Here is a 17,067-nt window from a genome sequence, read left to right as displayed (position 1 = left end):
ACAAGGGATGGCGAAGGCCGGAAGACATGAAGATTGGACCATCGCTCGCTGGCGGCGCCTGCAAAAATCGACGCGCGCCAGTGGCTGCCGGCCTCTCCGAGCTTTCCGGAAAGGCCTTACCTATCTCAGAGGAACTGATGCAGGCCAGGAACGGAGTTGACGACCTGGTCGACCACTTCGTCGCCGGCATGCTGGCGGGCGGTTGCGATCGTTTCCTTGGCGAGCGAGGTGATCTCGCCCATGCTGAGGCCGCTGCTCATCAAGTGCTGGCCGAGCGCCATGAGGCCGCCACCGCCGCCAACGGCGCTAAGGAGGCCGCCGAGCAGGCCGCCGCCCGATGTTTCCTCGCCATTGTATTGCGCAACGAGATCAGACGCGCCGGGGATCGATTCGATCATCTTGGTGACGGGGCCATCCGGAGCCTCGCGTTGCAGAAAGCCAAGGATCATGCCAACGGCCTTCTCTGCGAGATCAGGAGCAATGCCGGCTTTGGTTGCGATCTGATCAATAACTTCGTTCACTTTGGCCTCCTGCCTTTTTACGACGTTAACGTCAACGTAACTGAACGGGCCAACCGACACAAGCCGCGCCGGACCTCGTTATACTACCAGAAACATAACCGTGACGCGAATGGTTGTCCCCGTTCAAGTCAGTTCTTATAACAGTGTCAGGACAAATCGATGAACGGTTCTGGCAACCTTTAAGCGTTGCTGTGCCGCCGCCCAAAGGGAGACGACACCATGCCGCAGCAGGATGGACAGATTTTCGTCGGCGCCAGCCGCAATCCGGACGAAAGCATCAACAAGGACGAATTCCTGACGCTGAAATTCGGCAACCGCCACGGCCTCGTCACCGGTGCGACAGGCACCGGCAAGACGGTGACGCTGCAGGTGCTGGCGGAAGGATTTTCCAAGGCCGGCGTGCCTGTGTTTTGCGCCGACATCAAGGGCGACCTCTCCGGCATCGCCGTCAAGGGCGAGGCCAAGGACTTCCTGCTGAAGCGAGCCGAGGAAATCGGCCTGTCCCCTTATGAATTCGATCAGTTCCCGGTCATCTTCTGGGACATCTACGGCGAAAAGGGCCACCGCGTGCGCACGACCATCGCCGAGATGGGGCCACTGCTGCTCGCGCGCCTGATGGACGCTTCGGAGGCGCAGGAGGGCGTGCTCAACATCGCCTTCAAGATCGCCGATGAAAACGGTCTGGCGCTACTCGATCTCAAGGACTTCCAGGCGCTGCTGAACTATATGGGCGAAAACGCCAGCGAGCTTTCCAGCAAATACGGCCTGATCTCGAAATCGTCGGTCGGCTCGCTCCAGCGATCGCTTCTGGTGCTGGAACAGCAGGGTGCTGAAAACTTCTTCGGCGAACCGGCGCTGAAAATTTCCGACATCATGCGCGTCAGCAACGACGGCTACGGACAGGTCTCGGTGCTGGCCGCCGACAAGCTGATGATGAACCCCCGCCTTTATGCCACCTTCCTGCTCTGGCTGCTCTCGGAACTCTTCGAGGAGCTGCCTGAGGTCGGCGATCCGGAAAGGCCGAAGCTCGTCTTCTTCTTCGATGAGGCGCATCTGCTCTTCAACGACGCGCCGAAGGTGCTCATCGAGCGTGTCGAGCAGGTCGTGCGCCTGATCCGCTCCAAGGGCGTCGGCGTCTATTTCGTGACGCAGAATCCGCTCGATGTGCCAGAAACGGTGCTGGCGCAGCTCGGCAACCGTGTGCAGCATGCGCTGCGTGCCTATTCGCCGCGCGAGCAGAAAGCCGTGCAGACCGCAGCCTCGACATTCCGGCCCAATCCCGCCTTCGACTGCACTGAAGTCATCACCACACTCGGCACCGGCGAAGCGCTCGTTTCGATGCTCGAGGGCAAGGGCGCGCCGTCGATCGTCGAGCGCACGCTGATCCGCCCGCCGTCAGGCCGTATCGGTCCCGTCAGCGATGCGGAACGTCGAGCCGTCATCAACGCCAGCCCGGTCGCAGGCTTGTACGACCAGACGATCGATCGCGAATCCGCCTATGAAATCCTGACCGAACGCGCGCGCAAGGCAGCCGCGCCGCAGAGCGATAATGCTGGTGATGGCTGGACACTCCCCGGCTTTGGCGGAGACAGCAACAAGACATCAAGCCGCGGCCGCTCCGGCTATCAGCGCGAGACGATCATGGAAGCGGCCTTGAAGAGCGTGGCGCGCACGGTCGCCACGCAGGTCGGCCGCGCGCTGGTCCGGGGGATTCTGGGAAGCTTGAAGCGGTAGAAGGGTACCCTCCCCTTGAGGAGGTCGCGGCAAAGCCGCGGGTGGGGGTGACATGCCGCAAACTTGGGGATCACCCCACCCCGGCGCTTTGGGCCGACCCTCCCCCTCAAGGGGAGGGTAGAGATCACCGTATCGGCGCGACCAGGGAGAAAAACGCTCCCTGCGGGTCGGTGGCTTGGACGATCCAGCTACCGCCGGGAACCTCCATCGGGCCGTTGACGATCGCGCCGCCGCCCTCGCTGATACGCGTGATCGCCGCATCGATCGCCGGCACGTTGATGTAGAAATTCCAGGCCGGCACCGGCATTTCCGCGGGCTTGGTCATGATGCCGCCGAAGTCCCGATCGCCGATCTTGAAGATCTTGTACGTGCCCATCGGGCCCATATCGAAGTCGGAACTCGATTCCCAGCCGAACATCTCGCAATAGAAATCGAAGGCCTTCTGACCGTCGCCGGCATAGAGTTCATGCCAGCCGATATAGCCGGCAGCAGCGGGCTCCGACGGACCCCAATCCTGCCCGGGTAGTGGCGTGAAGATGCAGAAGGCGGCTCCATAGGGATCGGCTACCACAGCAAACCGGCCGATGCCCGGAATATCCGTCGGCTCGCGATAGACCTTGCCGCCCTTCGCGACGATGGTCTTGGCTGCCTCGTCGACGTTAGGCACGCCGATATAGCCGGTCCAGCAGGGGGGCGTCCCCATGGCCTTCGCCTCTTCAGGCAGCACCATCAATCCGGCGACGGGACCCGCACCGGCGCTGAACAGCGTGTAGGCCATGCCGACATCCGGCATGCCGGCGTCCTCTGCGTCCCAGCCGACAACCTTCCGATAGAAAGCCTCTGCCGCTGCCATGTCGGTGGTCATCAACTCGTACCAGACAAAATAACCCTTCTCAGCCATCGAATCTCTCCCTATTCGTTTGTGGCATTCGTCCAGCTCAATTTGAGCCGGTTGTCAGCGCGAGCCATCATCGCCGATGAAAGTGACGGCTGAACGATAATCGATCTGTTTGTTTCGCTGCAAGCAAGCGCTAGGTCTTACCTAAATACAAAACACAACATTTCGACCCCTGCTCCCACGGAATCAACAAATATCACAGTCCTGTAGCGTCTCAATGGCAGGAATGCGCCTTGGCGGTATCCTCATATTCATCATGACGACGAACGAAATTCATCGTGCTGCTTTCGTTGCGCCCCTTGGGTGCGCGATCAAGGATCATCAGCGTGCCGATCAACTCTTCCGGGCCGCGGGCATAGCTTGAATAGGTATGGAAAATATTACCAACCTCGTCCTTGTAGAAAGCGCTGAGACCAGGCAGCTCGTCATTGCCTTCAGCCGAATCCATGGGCGTGAAATTGTAGAAGACCGTCTCGCCGGCAAGCTGCTCCTTCGAGAAGGAGACATGATAATCGAAGTTGAAGTCGTTGGCGAAGGACGATACCCAGGGGAAGTTCCAGCCCATCCGTTTTTTGTAGGCCTCCACCTTGTCGATCGGGGCACGGGAAACGACGACCAATGTGACGTCATGATGGTTGAGATGCACAAGCGTTCCATCGAGATGATCCGCGAGGAAAGAGCAGCCAGGGCATCCAGCCTCCCAATCCGGACCGAGCATGAAGTGATAGACGATCAACTGGCTGCGGCCATCGAAGAGATCGGCAAGCGATTTCCTGGCGGTCGGCGTATCGAAAACATAGTCTTTCTCGACCTTCACCCAGGGCAAGGCCATGCGCTCCGCATTGACGCGATCGCGCAAATGCGTTGCCTCCTTCTCGCTGGCAAGCAATTGACGGCGGGCCTCCAGCCATACGTCTCGGGAAACGACCTGGTTCATTGTCAGCGCCCTCCTCCGGCGTTTTCCAGTCCAAATCTTGACAAATATATTGATATCAATATTAATGAATCATGTCAAACGCGATCGAAATTCCCTTTGAAACTACCCTGTTGGTGCGTGACACCTGCCTTTGCCTGCATGTCCAGCGTGCGGCGCGAGCTCTGGCGCGACGTTTCGACGAGGCGCTGAGGCCGCTCGGGCTCACCAACGGGCAGTTTTCCCTGATGATGTCCTTGAACAGGCCGGAGCCCGCGCCCATGGGTCCTGTCGCGACACTGCTTGCAATAGATCAGACGACGTTGACGGCAGCCTTAAAGCCGCTGGAGCGGCGCGGATGGGTGAATATCATGCCCAATCCCAAGGATCGCCGCGCCCGCCTGCTCAGCCTCACACCATCAGGCAGGGCGATGCTCGCCGCCGCCGTGCCGATCTGGAAGGCAACGCATGCGGCCTTGGAAGAGCGTCTGCCCGATGGCAATGGCGACCGGTTGCGGAGTGACCTGGCGGCGTTGCTCTGAGCCGCTATCCCGCCAGGCGGGGATCGCTGCCAAAATCCTTCCGTTCGAAGCCGATACGGCGCCTGGGGAATTCGCACAGCGCCTGAACACCGGCTCGCGACAGCCTGATGCGCCAGGTCTGTCGTTCCACAGGTTCGCGCGCCGCGAAGGCCCTGGCGGTTAGAAGCGCCATGTTTCTGCCGCCTTGCGGATCCCGGACCGAGCGATAGAGGATCGCCTCGATGCCCCCTGCCCGCGCTGCCTCGGCAAGCGATTGACATGCCTCGTAATTGACCGGATCGGTCCATTGCCGCAGGTCGCGATCCAACGGCGGCCTTGTCAGATCGATCGCCGCCTTCGTCTCGATCGCCGCGGCAAAGGCAGCATATTCCGCAGCATTGGTGGGCAGCGGGGTATCCGGGGAATCGCGGAAGAAGAGCAGCCGATAGAAGCTCATTTCCGCTAGGGACGTCTCCACCTGTTCGGAGGCGTAGAAAACGCCGAGCGTGCGGCCGGCACGGCGGAAGCGGGAACCGTGCGGATAGATCGCGCCATAGCGAAAGGGCGTGGCGAGCAGATAGTCGAGCCCGGCACATTCCGGCGGCAGGACCGGCTTGCTTTCTTCCAGAAGATTTTCGAGGAGCGCCTGCTCTTCCAGCGTATCGACCAGTTTCAGCGTCGAGACCTGATGCTGCGATTCCACCAGCCGCCAATAACGGCCGGAAATTGCCCCCGCCTCAGATGAGAGCGCGGCGGGCGTCCAGATAGGCAAGGACATCGGTCAAACCAGAAATAGAGGTAATCTTATCTTGCGGCGCGGCGCCAAGGGCGAGATTGCCGTTGCGCAGCCATTGGCGCGCCACCATCTCATCGCCGCCCACAATGGCATCGAGCGAGCGAAAGAGGCGAACGAAAAGCACGGCAAGTTCGAATGGCTTGCTGTCACGCTCCAGAAGGTGATCCTGCCGTTTCATGCGCGAGACGGTCGCCTCGGAAACGCCGATCACCGCAGCCAATATGCGCGCATTCAATCCCAGCCGCTCGGCGGCATTGACAACCGCCTTGGTGATGACGGCAGCCTCACCAGGCGCCGAATGACCTGCTATTTGAGCTTTTGCCATCGCCTTATCCTTTCCTGAGAAAATATATAGCATATTTCTTGCAAAAGAAAAGGAGCAGCAAGCAAAAAGCTCACCGCTCCCAATTTTGATTTGTCCGCCTCTCACGCGGCCGCGTGAGAGGATTTCGTTTTAGGCGACCGTGACCGGCACTTCGGTCGACGTGCGCAGGGCGTGGCTATAAGGGCAGACGATGTGGGCGGCGGCGGCGAGCTTCTCAGCCTCGGCCTTGTCCATGCCGGGAATGTGGACGGACAGAGACACCTCGATGCCGAAGCCGCCGCCGTCCGCGCGCGGGCCGATGCCGACAGTCGCGGTCACCTTGGCGTCTTCCGGAATCTTGACCTTCTGCTGGCCTGCCACAAATTTCAAAGCGCCGAGGAAGCAGGCAGAATAACCAGCCGCAAAGAGCTGCTCGGGATTGGTGCCGGTAGCGCCATCGCCGCCGAGTTCCTTCGGCACAGTCAGAGTGACGTCGAGGACGCCGTTTTCGGAAACAGCGCGGCCAGCGCGGCCACCGGTGGCGGAAGCTTTGGTGGTGTAGAGAATAGGCATGTCATCTCTCCTTCGGGTTGGATGTCGATTTTATATATCACGATTTAATCGTGCGCAATATATATTTTTGCAATTTGATTTCGCAAAGTGAATTTGTGACAATGCACCCAACAAAAAAATGGCGGAGCAGCAATGACGGACAAGCCAAATGGGCAAAGCATGATCCCCGACGAAGAAAAGCGGCTTGAAAGGCAGCTTTGTTTTGCCGTCTACAGCGCCGCACATGCCTTCAACCGTGCTTACAAGCCGATCCTCGATCGCGTCGGCCTCACCTATCCGCAATATCTCGTCATGCTCGTGCTGTGGGAAAAGGGTCGCCTTTCGGTCAAGACCATCGGCGAAAAGCTGGATCTTGATTCCGGCACACTGTCGCCCCTGTTGAAGCGATTGGAGCAGGCTGGCCTGATCAGCCGCACGCGCGACCCGAAGGACGAGCGGCAGGTGATCATTTCACTGACGGAGAAGGGTACCGGCATGAAATGCCAGGTCGGCACCATCATGGACGCCATCGGCGAGGCCACCGGCTGCGACATGACTGAAATCGCCAATCTGCGCGACAGGCTACAGCAATTGAAGATCAATCTGACGGCCGAGTGAGCGGCGGCTGCCTCAGGTCATCTCGCCCGCCCGTTCGGTAGGATAGAGGGGCGAGGAAGGACGCCCGCATTCGTGGCGTCCCGCTTACGACAATAACTCGATGTTAAGACGTCACCAGGATCGGCGCGCGTTCCGGCACGCGATCATAGAGATCGATGACGTCCTGGTTCAGCAGACGGACGCAGCCGGAAGAAACGGCCTTGCCGATGGAGCGCCAGTCCGGGTTGCCGTGCAGGCGATAAAGCGAATCCTGCTTGCCCTCGAAGATATAGAGAGCGCGCGCGCCGAGCGGGTTCTTCAGACCCGGATCCATGCCGCCATTGGCGATGGAGAACTTGACGAGCTCCGGCTGGCGGGCAACCATTTCGTCCGGCGGATTCCAACGCGGCCACTTCTTGCGCCACTGAATGACGCCGCGGCCCTGCCAGGCAAAGCCTTCGCGACCGACGCCGATGCCGTAGCGCATCGCCGTGCCGCCCTGCTCGGTGACGTAGAGCATGCGCTGGGTGGTATTGACGATTACACTGCCCGGCGCTTCGCCTGTGGGATCGACGACGCGCTGGCGATAAAAGCGCGGATCGATCTGCTGATAGGGAATCGCCGGGAGATGGAAGCCGCCATCGTCCATGGCCGCATAGATCACGGCTGGATCCGGTTGCTCACCGTCATAGCTGGAGAGCCAGGTACGGAACGGCCTGGGCGCGCCGGTATATTGCACCGGGCTGACGACAGGGCCGTTGTCGATGGTGGAGGCACAGCCGGCGAGCGTCGAGACGGCACCGATGCCAGCAAGGGCGAGGAAATTACGTCGGGAAAAGGATGAAGGCAGGCTCATGTCGACAGCATCGTTCCTATTGAAGGGAAGCAAGAACCCGCAACAAAAAGCTGATTCGGCTGCCCCGAGGTTCGCAGAGACAGGAGCAAAACTAAAGAGCGCAGCCGAGCGCGGCTATCGCACTTATGCAACATCACGAAAATTTGTGGTAAATTACCGCTACAAAACGACGATTTCCGCTTTGTCGGGCACGCGGCTGTATAAATCCATCACATCCTGGTTGAGCATGCGCACGCAGCCGGAGGATGCTGCCTTGCCGATCGACTGCCAATCCGGCGTGCCATGGACGCGGTAAAGCGTGTCCTTGCCATTCTGATAGATGTAGAGCGCACGCGCGCCGAGCGGATTGGTCGGCCCCGGATTCATGCCGCCGCGCTCTGCCGAAAGCGGCCTCATCTGCGGTTCGCGGGCAACCATTTCGGCGGGCGGAGTCCAGCGCGGCCATTTCTGCTTCGACTGAATGACGCCCCTGCCATGCCAGGCGTAACCTGCCGCACCGAGGCCTACGCCATAGCGCATCGCCTTGCCGCCCGGCTCGATGAAATAGAGATAGTGGCTTCTGGTATCGACGACGATCGTGCCGGGCCGCTCGTTGGTCGTGTAGTCCACCTCCTGCCGCAGGAAACGTGGATCGATGCGCTTGTAGGGGATGGCCGGCAGCGTGAAATCGTCCTCGTCTCGCTGCGCATACATGGCCTGATGCACCGGATTGAAGGTCGGCAGGCCATAGGTCTGATGGAATTGCGTGCGGAAGAGATCGCGCGATTGCGGCACGGGCTGCACCGGCAGGCGCCGCACCTTCTGCGGATCGATGCCTTCGGGCCGATAGAAGACCGGTGACGTTTCCTGCACGAACCGATCAGGATCAGTCGCACCGGTATCAGGAATGACGCTGCAGGCGGACAATGTCGCCAAAGCGGTAGCGGCAAGCAGGTGGCGGGAAACGGGCAGCAGATCGGCCATCATCGGAAACCAGTTGGAACACACGTCGGGTCGGCGGCATGATGACCGGCGCGGCTGGAGCGAGGCTGGCGTCACGGGCGAAGATATTGCACGGATTGGCCAAACTCCTGTTTTCCCCCGCGACATCATGGGCTAGACCATAGCGGGACGGAGGATGGCATGAATATCGACAGTCTCGACCCGAACATCTTCGCTGGAGCCGATCGCAAGACATGGCTCAAGCTGGTGGAACGGGCGCTGAAGGGCAAGGATTTTCAGGAAACGCTGGTCTCGCAAACCGATGACGGCATCGCGATCGAACCACTCTACGAGCGCCGCCGCGATTGCGCGCCACTATCGCGCGGACGAGCCGATCTCCCCTGGACAGTCACCCAGCGACTGGACGATCCCGACATGGATCGTGCCCTGCAACAGCTCGATGACGATCTTGCCAACGGTGCAAGCGGGATTTGCCTCGTCTCCAAAACCTCGGCCTCAGGCTTCGGCACCGGAATCGACACGGAGAGGGAGGCGCTCGCCAACCGGCTTGTCACGGTGATGTCGGGCAAGAATGTCTCGCTGCGCCTCGATGGCTTCACTCCCGACACCGCGAAGACTCTGATCGCTGCCTTCGGAGAAAAACCGCCCGCGGCGCTGCATCTTGGCCTTGACGCTTTCTCGATGGGCGACAAACAGGCCGAGACAGCAAGGGACATTCGCCGTTTGTCCGAACAGAAGCTGCCCGGCACCACCGTCAATGCAGACGGCCGCTCAGTCCACAATGCCGGCGGAACCGAGGCGCAGGAGCTGGCGGTCATGGCCGCAAGCCTCGCAGGCCATCTGCGATCGCTGGATGAGGTGGGACTTTCGCCGGAGGCCGTTCTGGCCGCAACGAGCCTCTGCCTTTCAGCCGACCAGAACCAATTCACGACCATGGCCAAGGTCCGTGCCGCGCGATTGATCTTCAGCCGCATCGCCGAGGCCTGCGGCGCCTCCGATCCGCAGCCCGCGCATATCTTCATGGAAACGAGCTATCGCATGCTCACGACGCTAGATCCGGAGACCAACATTCTGCGCAATACGATCGCGGTCTTTGCGGCGGGCACCGGCGGCGCCGACGAAATCGCCGTGCTGCCGCACAGCCTGACGCATGGCATCCCCGATCCGCTGGCGCGGCGCCTGGCGCGCAATACGCAGACGATTCTGATCGCCGAAAGCCATCTCGACCATGTCGCCGATCCCGCCGCCGGCGCCGGCGGCATCGAGGCGCTGACGGACGCTCTTGCCGAAAAGGCATGGGAGATCTTTACCGGCATCGAACGCGACGGCGGATTGGCGAACGTCATCGCCAGCGGCCGGCTGGCGGCGATGGTTGCCGAGGCGCGCGCAAGCCGCATCGCCAAGCCGATTGTCGGAACCACATTGTTTGCGATGAAGGCGGACCGGCCGGTTGCGGTCTTGGGGCCGCTGGGTCCGCTCGTTGGCGGGATGGGGCTGACGCCGATACGGCTGGATGAAGGATTGGGGGCATGAGAACGATCATCGAATTCGTCGCAGCTGGGCGTAACGCAGGCTCGGCATTCGCGGAGGTACCGGCCGCATGACCCTGATTCCCGATTTCGCCAATATCCCCTGGGCAAAGCCGCAAGCCAAGACACGCACGACAAGCGCGCCGGCCTGGGACACGCCGGAAGGGATCGCCGTCAAGCGCAGCTACGGTGAGAGCGACCTCGCCGGCTTGCATTTCCTCGATACCCATCCGGGCGCCGCCCCTTTCCTGCGCGGGCCCTATCCGACCATGTATGTCCAGCAGCCCTGGACCATCAGGCAGTATGCGGGCTTTTCCACCGCCGAGGAATCCAACGCCTTCTATCGCCGCAATCTTGCCGCCGGACAGAAAGGCCTCTCCGTCGCCTTCGATCTCGCCACCCATCGCGGCTATGACAGCGATCATCCGCGCGTGGCGGGCGACGTCGGCATGGCAGGCGTCGCGATCGATTCCATCCTCGACATGCGCCAGCTCTTTGACGGTATACCGCTCGACGAGATGAGCGTGTCCATGACTATGAACGGCGCCGTGCTGCCCATCATGGCGCTCTATATCGTCGCGGCGGAGGAACAGGGCGTTTCCGAGGACAAGCTTTCCGGCACGATCCAGAACGATATCCTCAAGGAGTTCATGGTCCGAAACACCTATATCTATCCGCCGCAGCCTTCGATGCGGATCGTTTCGGATATTTTCAGCTACACCAGCCAGCGCATGCCGAAGTTCAACTCCATCTCTATCTCCGGCTACCACATGCAGGAGGCCGGTGCGAGCGCGGATCTGGAGCTCGCCTATACGATCGCCGACGGCATAGAATATGCACGGGCCGGGGTCGCTGCCGGACTGGACATAGACAGCTTCGCCCCCCGCCTCTCCTTCTTCTGGGCAGTCGGCATGAACTTCTTCATGGAAGTCGCCAAGATGCGCGCCGGCCGCCTGATCTGGGCCGCGCTGATGCAGAAGAATTTCGCGCCGAAGGACCAGAAATCCCTGGCGCTCAGGACGCACAGCCAGACCTCCGGCTGGTCGTTGACGGCGCAGGATCCGATGAACAACATCATCCGCACCATGGTCGAGGCCATGGCGGCGACGCAGGGGCATACGCAGTCGCTCCACACCAATTCCTTCGACGAGGCGCTGGCGCTGCCGACCGATCATTCGGCCCGCATCGCCCGCAACACGCAGATCCTGCTGCAGAAGGAATCCGGCACATCAGGCATCATCGACCCCTGGGGCGGCTCGGCCTATGTCGAGCGGCTGACCCATGATCTTGCAGCCCGCGCCCTTGCCCATATCGAGGAGGTCGAGGCGCTCGGCGGCATGGCGAAGGCGATCGAGAAGGGCATTCCGAAGCTCAGGATCGAAGAGGCGGCCGCGCGCACGCAGGCACGCATCGACAGCGGCCATCAGATCCTCGTCGGCATCAATTTTTCAAGGCCGGAAAAGGACATCGAAGTCGACGTGCTCAAGGTGGACAATTCCGAGGTGCGCGCCCGGCAGCTCTCGAAATTGCAGCAATTGAAGGGCACGCGCGAGACGGCTGCGGTCGAAGCCGCCTTGGATGCTCTGGCAGACGCCGCGCGCAACGGCACCGGCAATCTGCTCGACTTCGCGGTCAAGGCGGCGCGGGCGAGAGCGACGGTTGGCGAAATTTCGCTGGCGCTGGAAAAGGCCTATGGCCGGCACGTTGCCGAGATCAGGACCATTTCGGGCGTCTATCGCCAGGAAGTCGGCGATGCCGACCCAGCATTCAACAAGGCCGTCGCCAAGGTCGAAGCCTTCCGCAAGGCGCGTGGCGAGAAACCCCGCATCCTCATCGCCAAGATGGGTCAGGACGGTCACGATCGCGGCCAGAAGGTCATCGCAACGGCATTTGCCGATCTCGGCTTCGATGTCATCGTCGGCGCGATGTTCCAGACACCGGAGGAAGTGGCCGATGTCGCCGTCCGTGAAGGTGTTGATATCCTCGGCGCATCATCACTGGCTGCAGGCCACTTGACGCTGGTGCCGGAGCTGAAGGAAGCGCTCGCCCGCCGCCACGCCGGCAATATCCTGATCGCCATCGGCGGCGTCATCCCGCCCCAGGATTTTGCAGCGCTGGAGGCCGCCGGCGCGGACGCGATCTTCCCGCCCGGAACGGTGATCGCGGAAGCGGCGGCGGCACTGATAGAAAGACTGATGGCATAGCCAATACATAGCGCGGCGCAGCGTTTCACGGACTCGCCGAACCGCTCTATACGTTGCTCTGAGGCAATTCCGGACGGAAAACCGCTGTGCCTTTTCCTGGAATTACTGTTAGGCGGCCACGCTTTCGAAGAACCGGATGCTTTGCTCGATCTCGCCCGGCAGCGCGGAATTGTGGCTGCCCGGCATGGTTTCCATGTCCATCTTCACGCCGCCCGCCGTCGCCCGCTTGGCGAGCAGAGCGAGCCGCGAGTCGAAATGAGCCTCCTCAGTGCCGTGAAACAGCTTCATCGGGCATTTGAAGTTGTGCGCATAGCAGAGCGGCGAGCGCATCTGATATTCGCGCGGGTTCTTGGTATTGAAGCGGATATCCTGCGGATAACGGCTGAAGAAGGCATAAGCATCCGGATTGCCTGATATCGGCGCGGCCGCGCGGAAGCGCCTAGTCGACATGGCAACGAGCATTGTCAGCGTACCCCCCACGCTATGCCCAGCCAGGAACATGCGATGCGGGTCGACGCCGGGCAGATGCCGCAGCCGGTTGGAAGCGGCCAGCACATCCGAAACCTCGTCATAAAACCCGGAGAAATTGCCCTTCTGGCCGTTTTCACCCCGCATCGAAGGGATCATGACGACGTAGCCAGCCTCGATATAAGGCTTCATCAGCTGCCAATGACCCTGGCCGATAGCGTTGCCGCCATGCAGGAAAAGCACGGCCGGTTTCGGCTTGGCCGTTCGCGTGTAGCGGGAAACCCAGGCGACGAGCTCCAACTCGCTGCCGACGCCGCTGCGATAGAAAAGCTGGTCGGCGGTCGACGGCGTCACCAGCGGTTCGTATATGTCGGGAGCAGGCCCCTTGCTGAGCAGATCCGTGCGGAACAGGTGGCGCTCCTTGGCATAATCGCCCGACAGCAGCGGCGGCGCATCCGCTGCCTTTTCCTCATTCTTGGCGACGGCGCTCTTGCCATCGGCAGGCTTAGGGCCGGCCGTGCTGTCATCGGCAGCCCTAACGATGTTGGGAGCGAAAAGCGCGGCGGCGAGGCCGGCAAGAACGCCGCGGCGATTGGGACGGAATGTGTTGTCGTCAGACATGGTCATAGGCTCTGTCCAATTATCCCGGCGCAGTTCAAAATTGCACGGGTTGAAAGGCAGGGCCAACTCACATTGTGGTGAGGAATCGCCCTCACCTATTCATCAACAGCGGGAGCCTTCGCGTCAATCAGTGCGATCAAACTTTCTAGCCGATCCGCCTCATAGGGCGGCTTGTCCGGCCGAAGCCTGGCAATGCGGGGAAAACGCATCGCAACACCGGATTTATGACGGGTGGAGCGGTTTATCCCCTCGAAGGCGACTTCGAGAACGAAGCCGAAATCGCGATCGGCGCGCACCGCCCGCACCGGACCGAAGCGATCGACCGTATTGTTGCGAACGAATTTGTCGAGCACTTCGAGCTCAGCATCGGTGAAACCGAAATAGGCTTTGCCGACGGGCACCAGCTGCTCGCCCTCCGGCGTCATCGACCAGACGCCGAAGGTGAAGTCGGAATAATAGCTGGAACGCTTGCCATGACCGCGCTGCGCGTACATCAGCACGGCATCGACATTGTAGGGGTCGCGCTTCCATTTGAACCAAGGGCCTTTGGCCCGTCCGGCAAGATAGGCGCTGTCCCGGCGCTTGATCATCACGCCTTCGATCACCGGATCGGGCGGCGAGGCGCGCAGCCACTCCAGTTCCTCCCAGGAGGTGAACTCGACGAGGGGCGAAAGATCGAAACGGTCATGGGGTGCCGCCTCGACGATCTCAGCCAGCCGTTCGCGCCGATCGAGAAAGCCGCGGCCGCGCACATCCTCCTCGCCGTCGAACAGCAGGTCGTAGGCGCGGATGAAGGCAGGATATTCCTCCAGCATCTTCGGCGTGACCGTCTTGCGGTTAAGGCGCTGCTGCAGGTCTGAAAAGCTGCGCGTCGGGTTGTTGGAGCGCACCGTGCCGCCGATCAGCAGCTCGCCATCCATGACGCCCTCGAAGCTCATCGCATCGACGATGTCGGGAAAGGCGCCGGAGATATCGTCGCCGGAGCGGGAATAGAGCTTGCTCGTGGACCCGGCACGCGAAAGCTGGACGCGGATGCCGTCCCATTTCCACTCGGCTGCGAAATCCTTCGGATCGAGCCCGTCGAGATCGCCTGGCTCGACCGGATTGGCGAGCATGACGGAATGGAAGATCGCCGGCGTCGCCAGCACCGGCCGCTCTGCCAGCCCTTCAAGCCAGCGGAACAGGCTCTCATAGGGTGGCTGCAGACCATGCCACAGGGTTTCGATTTCGGTCACGTCCTTGCCGCTGAGCTCTGCCAGTGCCTGCTTGGCGAGCCGGGCCGATACCCCGATGCGCAAGGCGCCGGTGGCGAGCTTCAGGAAGGCGAAGCGGCCCGAGGTATCCAGCCGATCAAGCAGGTCTCGAACGAAGCTGCGCACCTCGGTACGGCCAAGCGCATTCATGCCGCGGACGACCTCGCCGAGCCTGGGCTGCTCGCCGGCCGGGCGCACGATGTCGCTTTCCTTGTCCCAGACCAGCGATATGGTCTCGGCGAGATCGCCGACATAGTCGTAGGAATAGCGGAACAGCACGTCGTCCATGCGCTCCAGCACGAGTTCGCGCAGCATCGCGGGCTTGACGTTGCGAACCTCGAGCGTGCCGGCGATGGCGGCGAGACCATAGCCGCGATCGGGGTCCGGCGTGTCGCGGAAATAATCGGTCAACAGCTTCAGCTTGCCGTTGCGGCTCGGCGTCAGCACCAGGCGGTCGAGAAGATCGGCAAAGGCTTTCATCAATCGCCCTCGTCTTCATAGCCGATGAGATGCAAAGGCTTCGCCGCAATACCCTGCAGCTCGCACCAGCGGACGAGCGCTTCCTCGCGTCCGTGGGTGACCCAGACCTCGCCCGGCTTCAATTCGGAAATCGTCTCCGTCAGCTCCGGCCAATCGCAATGATCTGAGATGACGAGCGGCAGCTCGACGCCGAGCTGCTTGGCACGCTGGCGCACCAGCATCCAGCCGGAGGCAAAGGCCGGCAGCGGATCATGAAACCGCCTTGCCCAGCGATCGGAAAATGCCGATGGCGGGCCGACGACCACGGCGCCCTGGAAGATCGACTGATCGCGGCTCTCGACCGTTGCCGGCCGCAACTCGCCGAGCATAATGCCCTGACTGACGTAGTAATCGCACAGGGTCTCGAGCGCGCCGTGAATATAGATCGGCTCGTCGTAGCCGGCATCGCGCAGCAGCCGGATGACGCGCTGCGCCTTGCCAAGCGCATAGGCGCCGATCAGATGGGTCCGCTCCGGGAATTGGCGAAGGGAAGCCAGAAACTTCTGCGTCTCTTCCATCGGGTCGGGATGGTGGAACACCGGCAGCCCAAAGGTAGCCTCGGTGATGAAGACATCGCAGGGAACGGGTACATAGGCGGCGCAGGTCGGATCCGGCCGGCGCTTGTAGTCCCCGGAGACGACGATCCGCAGCCCATCCTTCTCCACCGCGATCTGCGCCGAGCCGAGAACATGACCCGCCGGATGGAACCGCACCTTAACCTCGTTGATCGTCACCTCCTCGCCGAAGCCGACCGCCTGTTCCGAGCCGGCAAAGCCGGTACCGTAACGAATACGCATGATATCCAGGGTCTGGCGCGTGGCGAGCACATGGGTATGGCCGGAGCGGGCATGGTCGGAATGGCCATGCGTGACGAGCGCCCGTTCGACCGGCTGCACGGGGTCGATATAGAAGCCACCGATCGGACAGAACAATCCCTCGGGCGCTGGATAAAGCAGTTGTTCTGGTCTCATGGATGAAAGGATAGCGTGATTTGCGCGATTATGTAGCGATGACACCAGCTTTTTGATCGAATTTGCCTTCATGCTGTCGATCGGGCAGATCGAAGACCAGCACATCCTCGCTATACGGCTTCGCCTTCGCGACGACGACGCCGTTGGGATCGACGATCGCTGAGCTGCCATAACTGAGCCAGCCGTCGTCATTGCTGCCGACGACATCCGACGCCATGACCCAGCATTTCGTGTGCCTGGCGCATATTTGCAGGCTCGATATGCCCGGCTTGTGCCACATCTCCGCCTTGTGAGGCCGCAGCATAAGATTGATGGGATTGCAGATGAGGCCGGCACCCTTTCTGGCAAGCCGGGATGCCGTGTAGGGATATCTGAGATCGGCGCAGATATTGATGCCGAAGCGCCAATCGTCCAGTGCCCAGATAGGAAAATCCGTTCCCGGCGTGCAGCCGCTCTCGAGGGGATGCGCCTTGGCATAGACCCCGATTATCTGACCTGCCTTGACGACGATTGCGCTGTTGTAGATCGCCTCCCCTCGCAGCTCGAAAAGCCCGATGACCGCGGTCGTCCTTGCCGACGCGCAGCGGCCAATCAAGGTATTCAGGGCGGGATCATCGAGAGAGAGGGCGCGCCGCCTGGCAATCGCCTTGTTGTAGCTGTGTCCCTGAAGGTAGCATTCGGGAAAAAGGGCGAGGTCGATGCCTTGTGCTTCCGCCCATGCCACATCGCGCGCCAGCACCTCCGTCGTCCGATCGACGGCGTCGAAGAGTGCCATACGTTGAAAGGCTGCGATCCGCATGTGGCAGAGCTAGCATGCGCCGCGATTCGCCCACAGCGCGAACCGATCGAATTCCAGCCATCGTCCGGG

At 61.3% G+C, this 17,067-nt stretch carries 17 protein-coding genes; 5 read left to right on the top strand and 12 right to left on the bottom strand.

The features are described 5' to 3' along the window. Positions 1 to 125: 125 nt before the first annotated feature. A complete protein-coding gene (locus AB8B29_RS02955; RefSeq protein ID WP_439006136.1) occupies positions 126 to 521 on the bottom strand; it encodes a hypothetical protein in 396 nt (131 codons plus the stop codon). A 219-nt stretch (positions 522 to 740) separates the two neighbouring features. On the opposite strand from AB8B29_RS02955, the gene AB8B29_RS02950 reads away from it, so the two are divergent. Further along, positions 741 to 2,255: a helicase HerA-like C-terminal domain-containing protein gene (locus tag AB8B29_RS02950; protein ID WP_113119235.1), complete on the top strand. Its 1,515-nt coding sequence runs from the start codon at positions 741 to 743 to the stop codon at positions 2,253 to 2,255. A gap of 124 nt (positions 2,256 to 2,379) precedes the next feature. On the opposite strand, the gene AB8B29_RS02945 is transcribed toward AB8B29_RS02950, so the two are convergent. Both AB8B29_RS02945 and AB8B29_RS02940 read right to left on the bottom strand, forming a co-directional pair. Further along, positions 2,380 to 3,156: a VOC family protein gene (locus AB8B29_RS02945; RefSeq protein WP_037193650.1), complete on the bottom strand. Its 777-nt coding sequence runs from the start codon at positions 3,154 to 3,156 to the stop codon at positions 2,380 to 2,382. 211 nt (positions 3,157 to 3,367) lie between these two features. Continuing rightward, entirely contained in the window at positions 3,368 to 4,090 is a 723-nt protein-coding gene (locus tag AB8B29_RS02940) for a DUF899 domain-containing protein (RefSeq protein WP_113119236.1), read from the bottom strand. 71 nt (positions 4,091 to 4,161) lie between these two features. Here AB8B29_RS02940 and AB8B29_RS02935 point away from each other — a divergent pair, with 71 nt between their 5' ends. Next, the gene (locus tag AB8B29_RS02935; RefSeq protein ID WP_113119237.1) at positions 4,162 to 4,608 is read left to right on the top strand and encodes a MarR family transcriptional regulator; all 447 of its coding nucleotides are present in this window, start codon (positions 4,162 to 4,164) and stop codon (positions 4,606 to 4,608) included. Between the two features lie 4 nt (positions 4,609 to 4,612). Here AB8B29_RS02935 and AB8B29_RS02930 read toward each other — a convergent pair whose 3' ends face one another. The 3 genes from AB8B29_RS02930 to AB8B29_RS02920 form a co-directional block, all read right to left on the bottom strand. Then, positions 4,613 to 5,365 carry an RES family NAD+ phosphorylase gene (locus tag AB8B29_RS02930; protein ID WP_113119238.1) on the bottom strand — a complete coding sequence of 251 codons (753 nt, stop codon included), beginning with the start codon at positions 5,363 to 5,365 and terminating at the stop codon, positions 4,613 to 4,615. After that, positions 5,325 to 5,708, bottom strand: a complete 384-nt coding sequence (locus tag AB8B29_RS02925) for an MbcA/ParS/Xre antitoxin family protein (RefSeq protein ID WP_113119239.1) — start codon at positions 5,706 to 5,708, stop codon at positions 5,325 to 5,327. Before AB8B29_RS02925 ends, AB8B29_RS02930 begins: the two co-directional genes overlap by 41 nt. 129 nt (positions 5,709 to 5,837) lie before the next feature. Beyond that, complete coding sequence (locus AB8B29_RS02920) at positions 5,838 to 6,260, bottom strand: organic hydroperoxide resistance protein (RefSeq protein WP_037193636.1); 423 nt, start codon at positions 6,258 to 6,260, stop codon at positions 5,838 to 5,840. A gap of 132 nt (positions 6,261 to 6,392) precedes the next feature. On the opposite strand from AB8B29_RS02920, the gene AB8B29_RS02915 reads away from it, so the two are divergent. Beyond that, the gene (locus AB8B29_RS02915) at positions 6,393 to 6,857 is read left to right on the top strand and encodes a MarR family winged helix-turn-helix transcriptional regulator (protein WP_113119240.1); all 465 of its coding nucleotides are present in this window, start codon (positions 6,393 to 6,395) and stop codon (positions 6,855 to 6,857) included. A gap of 103 nt (positions 6,858 to 6,960) precedes the next feature. On the opposite strand, the gene AB8B29_RS02910 is transcribed toward AB8B29_RS02915, so the two are convergent. Both AB8B29_RS02910 and AB8B29_RS02905 read right to left on the bottom strand, forming a co-directional pair. After that, positions 6,961 to 7,692 carry a L,D-transpeptidase family protein gene (locus AB8B29_RS02910; protein WP_037193632.1) on the bottom strand — a complete coding sequence of 244 codons (732 nt, stop codon included), beginning with the start codon at positions 7,690 to 7,692 and terminating at the stop codon, positions 6,961 to 6,963. 159 nt (positions 7,693 to 7,851) lie between these two features. Next, entirely contained in the window at positions 7,852 to 8,655 is an 804-nt protein-coding gene (locus AB8B29_RS02905; RefSeq protein ID WP_376774221.1) for a L,D-transpeptidase, read from the bottom strand. A 159-nt stretch (positions 8,656 to 8,814) separates the two neighbouring features. Between AB8B29_RS02905 and AB8B29_RS02900 the strand changes: the two genes are divergently transcribed. Next, positions 8,815 to 10,167 carry a methylmalonyl-CoA mutase family protein gene (locus tag AB8B29_RS02900; protein WP_037193627.1) on the top strand — a complete coding sequence of 451 codons (1,353 nt, stop codon included), beginning with the start codon at positions 8,815 to 8,817 and terminating at the stop codon, positions 10,165 to 10,167. Positions 10,168 to 10,234: 67 nt separating this feature from the next. Further along, the gene (scpA, locus tag AB8B29_RS02895; protein WP_113119241.1) at positions 10,235 to 12,367 is read left to right on the top strand and encodes a methylmalonyl-CoA mutase; all 2,133 of its coding nucleotides are present in this window, start codon (positions 10,235 to 10,237) and stop codon (positions 12,365 to 12,367) included. A 108-nt stretch (positions 12,368 to 12,475) separates the two neighbouring features. Here scpA and AB8B29_RS02890 read toward each other — a convergent pair whose 3' ends face one another. The 4 genes from AB8B29_RS02890 to AB8B29_RS02875 form a co-directional block, all read right to left on the bottom strand. Continuing rightward, complete coding sequence (locus AB8B29_RS02890; protein ID WP_037193622.1) at positions 12,476 to 13,462, bottom strand: alpha/beta hydrolase family protein; 987 nt, start codon at positions 13,460 to 13,462, stop codon at positions 12,476 to 12,478. Between the two features lie 89 nt (positions 13,463 to 13,551). Continuing rightward, entirely contained in the window at positions 13,552 to 15,189 is a 1,638-nt protein-coding gene (locus AB8B29_RS02885) for a cisplatin damage response ATP-dependent DNA ligase (protein ID WP_037193620.1), read from the bottom strand. Continuing rightward, entirely contained in the window at positions 15,189 to 16,199 is a 1,011-nt protein-coding gene (locus AB8B29_RS02880) for a ligase-associated DNA damage response exonuclease (RefSeq protein ID WP_037193618.1), read from the bottom strand. The genes AB8B29_RS02885 and AB8B29_RS02880 overlap by 1 nt, the downstream gene beginning before the upstream one ends. Positions 16,200 to 16,227: 28 nt before the next feature. After that, complete coding sequence (locus tag AB8B29_RS02875; RefSeq protein ID WP_244655118.1) at positions 16,228 to 16,974, bottom strand: carbon-nitrogen hydrolase family protein; 747 nt, start codon at positions 16,972 to 16,974, stop codon at positions 16,228 to 16,230. Positions 16,975 to 17,067 lie beyond the last annotated feature (93 nt).

The organism is Rhizobium sp. 11_C7_N12_5 (assembly GCF_051811145.1).
GTDB classification, from domain to species: Bacteria; Pseudomonadota; Alphaproteobacteria; order Rhizobiales; family Rhizobiaceae; genus Rhizobium; species Rhizobium lusitanum.
The sequence above is the reverse complement of the archived record's forward strand: the minus strand, read 5'-3'. Positions and strand labels throughout refer to the sequence as shown.

Bases quoted from the DNA above. Each gene is read 5' to 3' on its own strand.
- AB8B29_RS02910 (WP_037193632.1), bottom strand. From the start codon at position 7,692: ATGAGCCTGCCTTCATCCTTTTCCCGACGTAATTTCCTCGCCCTTGCT.
- AB8B29_RS02900 (WP_037193627.1), top strand. From the start codon at position 8,815: ATGAATATCGACAGTCTCGACCCGAACATCTTCGCTGGAGCCGATCGC.
- AB8B29_RS02890 (WP_037193622.1), bottom strand. From the start codon at position 13,462: ATGACCATGTCTGACGACAACACATTCCGTCCCAATCGCCGCGGCGTT.
- AB8B29_RS02880 (WP_037193618.1), bottom strand. From the start codon at position 16,199: ATGAGACCAGAACAACTGCTTTATCCAGCGCCCGAGGGATTGTTCTGT.
- AB8B29_RS02920 (WP_037193636.1), bottom strand. From the start codon at position 6,260: ATGCCTATTCTCTACACCACCAAAGCTTCCGCCACCGGTGGCCGCGCT.
- AB8B29_RS02925 (WP_113119239.1), bottom strand. From the start codon at position 5,708: ATGGCAAAAGCTCAAATAGCAGGTCATTCGGCGCCTGGTGAGGCTGCC.
- AB8B29_RS02935 (WP_113119237.1), top strand. From the start codon at position 4,162: ATGTCAAACGCGATCGAAATTCCCTTTGAAACTACCCTGTTGGTGCGT.
- AB8B29_RS02940 (WP_113119236.1), bottom strand. From the start codon at position 4,090: ATGAACCAGGTCGTTTCCCGAGACGTATGGCTGGAGGCCCGCCGTCAA.
- AB8B29_RS02885 (WP_037193620.1), bottom strand. From the start codon at position 15,189: ATGAAAGCCTTTGCCGATCTTCTCGACCGCCTGGTGCTGACGCCGAGC.
- AB8B29_RS02905 (WP_376774221.1), bottom strand. From the start codon at position 8,655: ATGGCCGATCTGCTGCCCGTTTCCCGCCACCTGCTTGCCGCTACCGCT.
- AB8B29_RS02945 (WP_037193650.1), bottom strand. From the start codon at position 3,156: ATGGCTGAGAAGGGTTATTTTGTCTGGTACGAGTTGATGACCACCGAC.
- scpA (WP_113119241.1), top strand. From the start codon at position 10,235: ATGACCCTGATTCCCGATTTCGCCAATATCCCCTGGGCAAAGCCGCAA.
- AB8B29_RS02950 (WP_113119235.1), top strand. From the start codon at position 741: ATGCCGCAGCAGGATGGACAGATTTTCGTCGGCGCCAGCCGCAATCCG.
- AB8B29_RS02875 (WP_244655118.1), bottom strand. From the start codon at position 16,974: ATGGCACTCTTCGACGCCGTCGATCGGACGACGGAGGTGCTGGCGCGC.
- AB8B29_RS02915 (WP_113119240.1), top strand. From the start codon at position 6,393: ATGACGGACAAGCCAAATGGGCAAAGCATGATCCCCGACGAAGAAAAG.
- AB8B29_RS02930 (WP_113119238.1), bottom strand. From the start codon at position 5,365: ATGTCCTTGCCTATCTGGACGCCCGCCGCGCTCTCATCTGAGGCGGGG.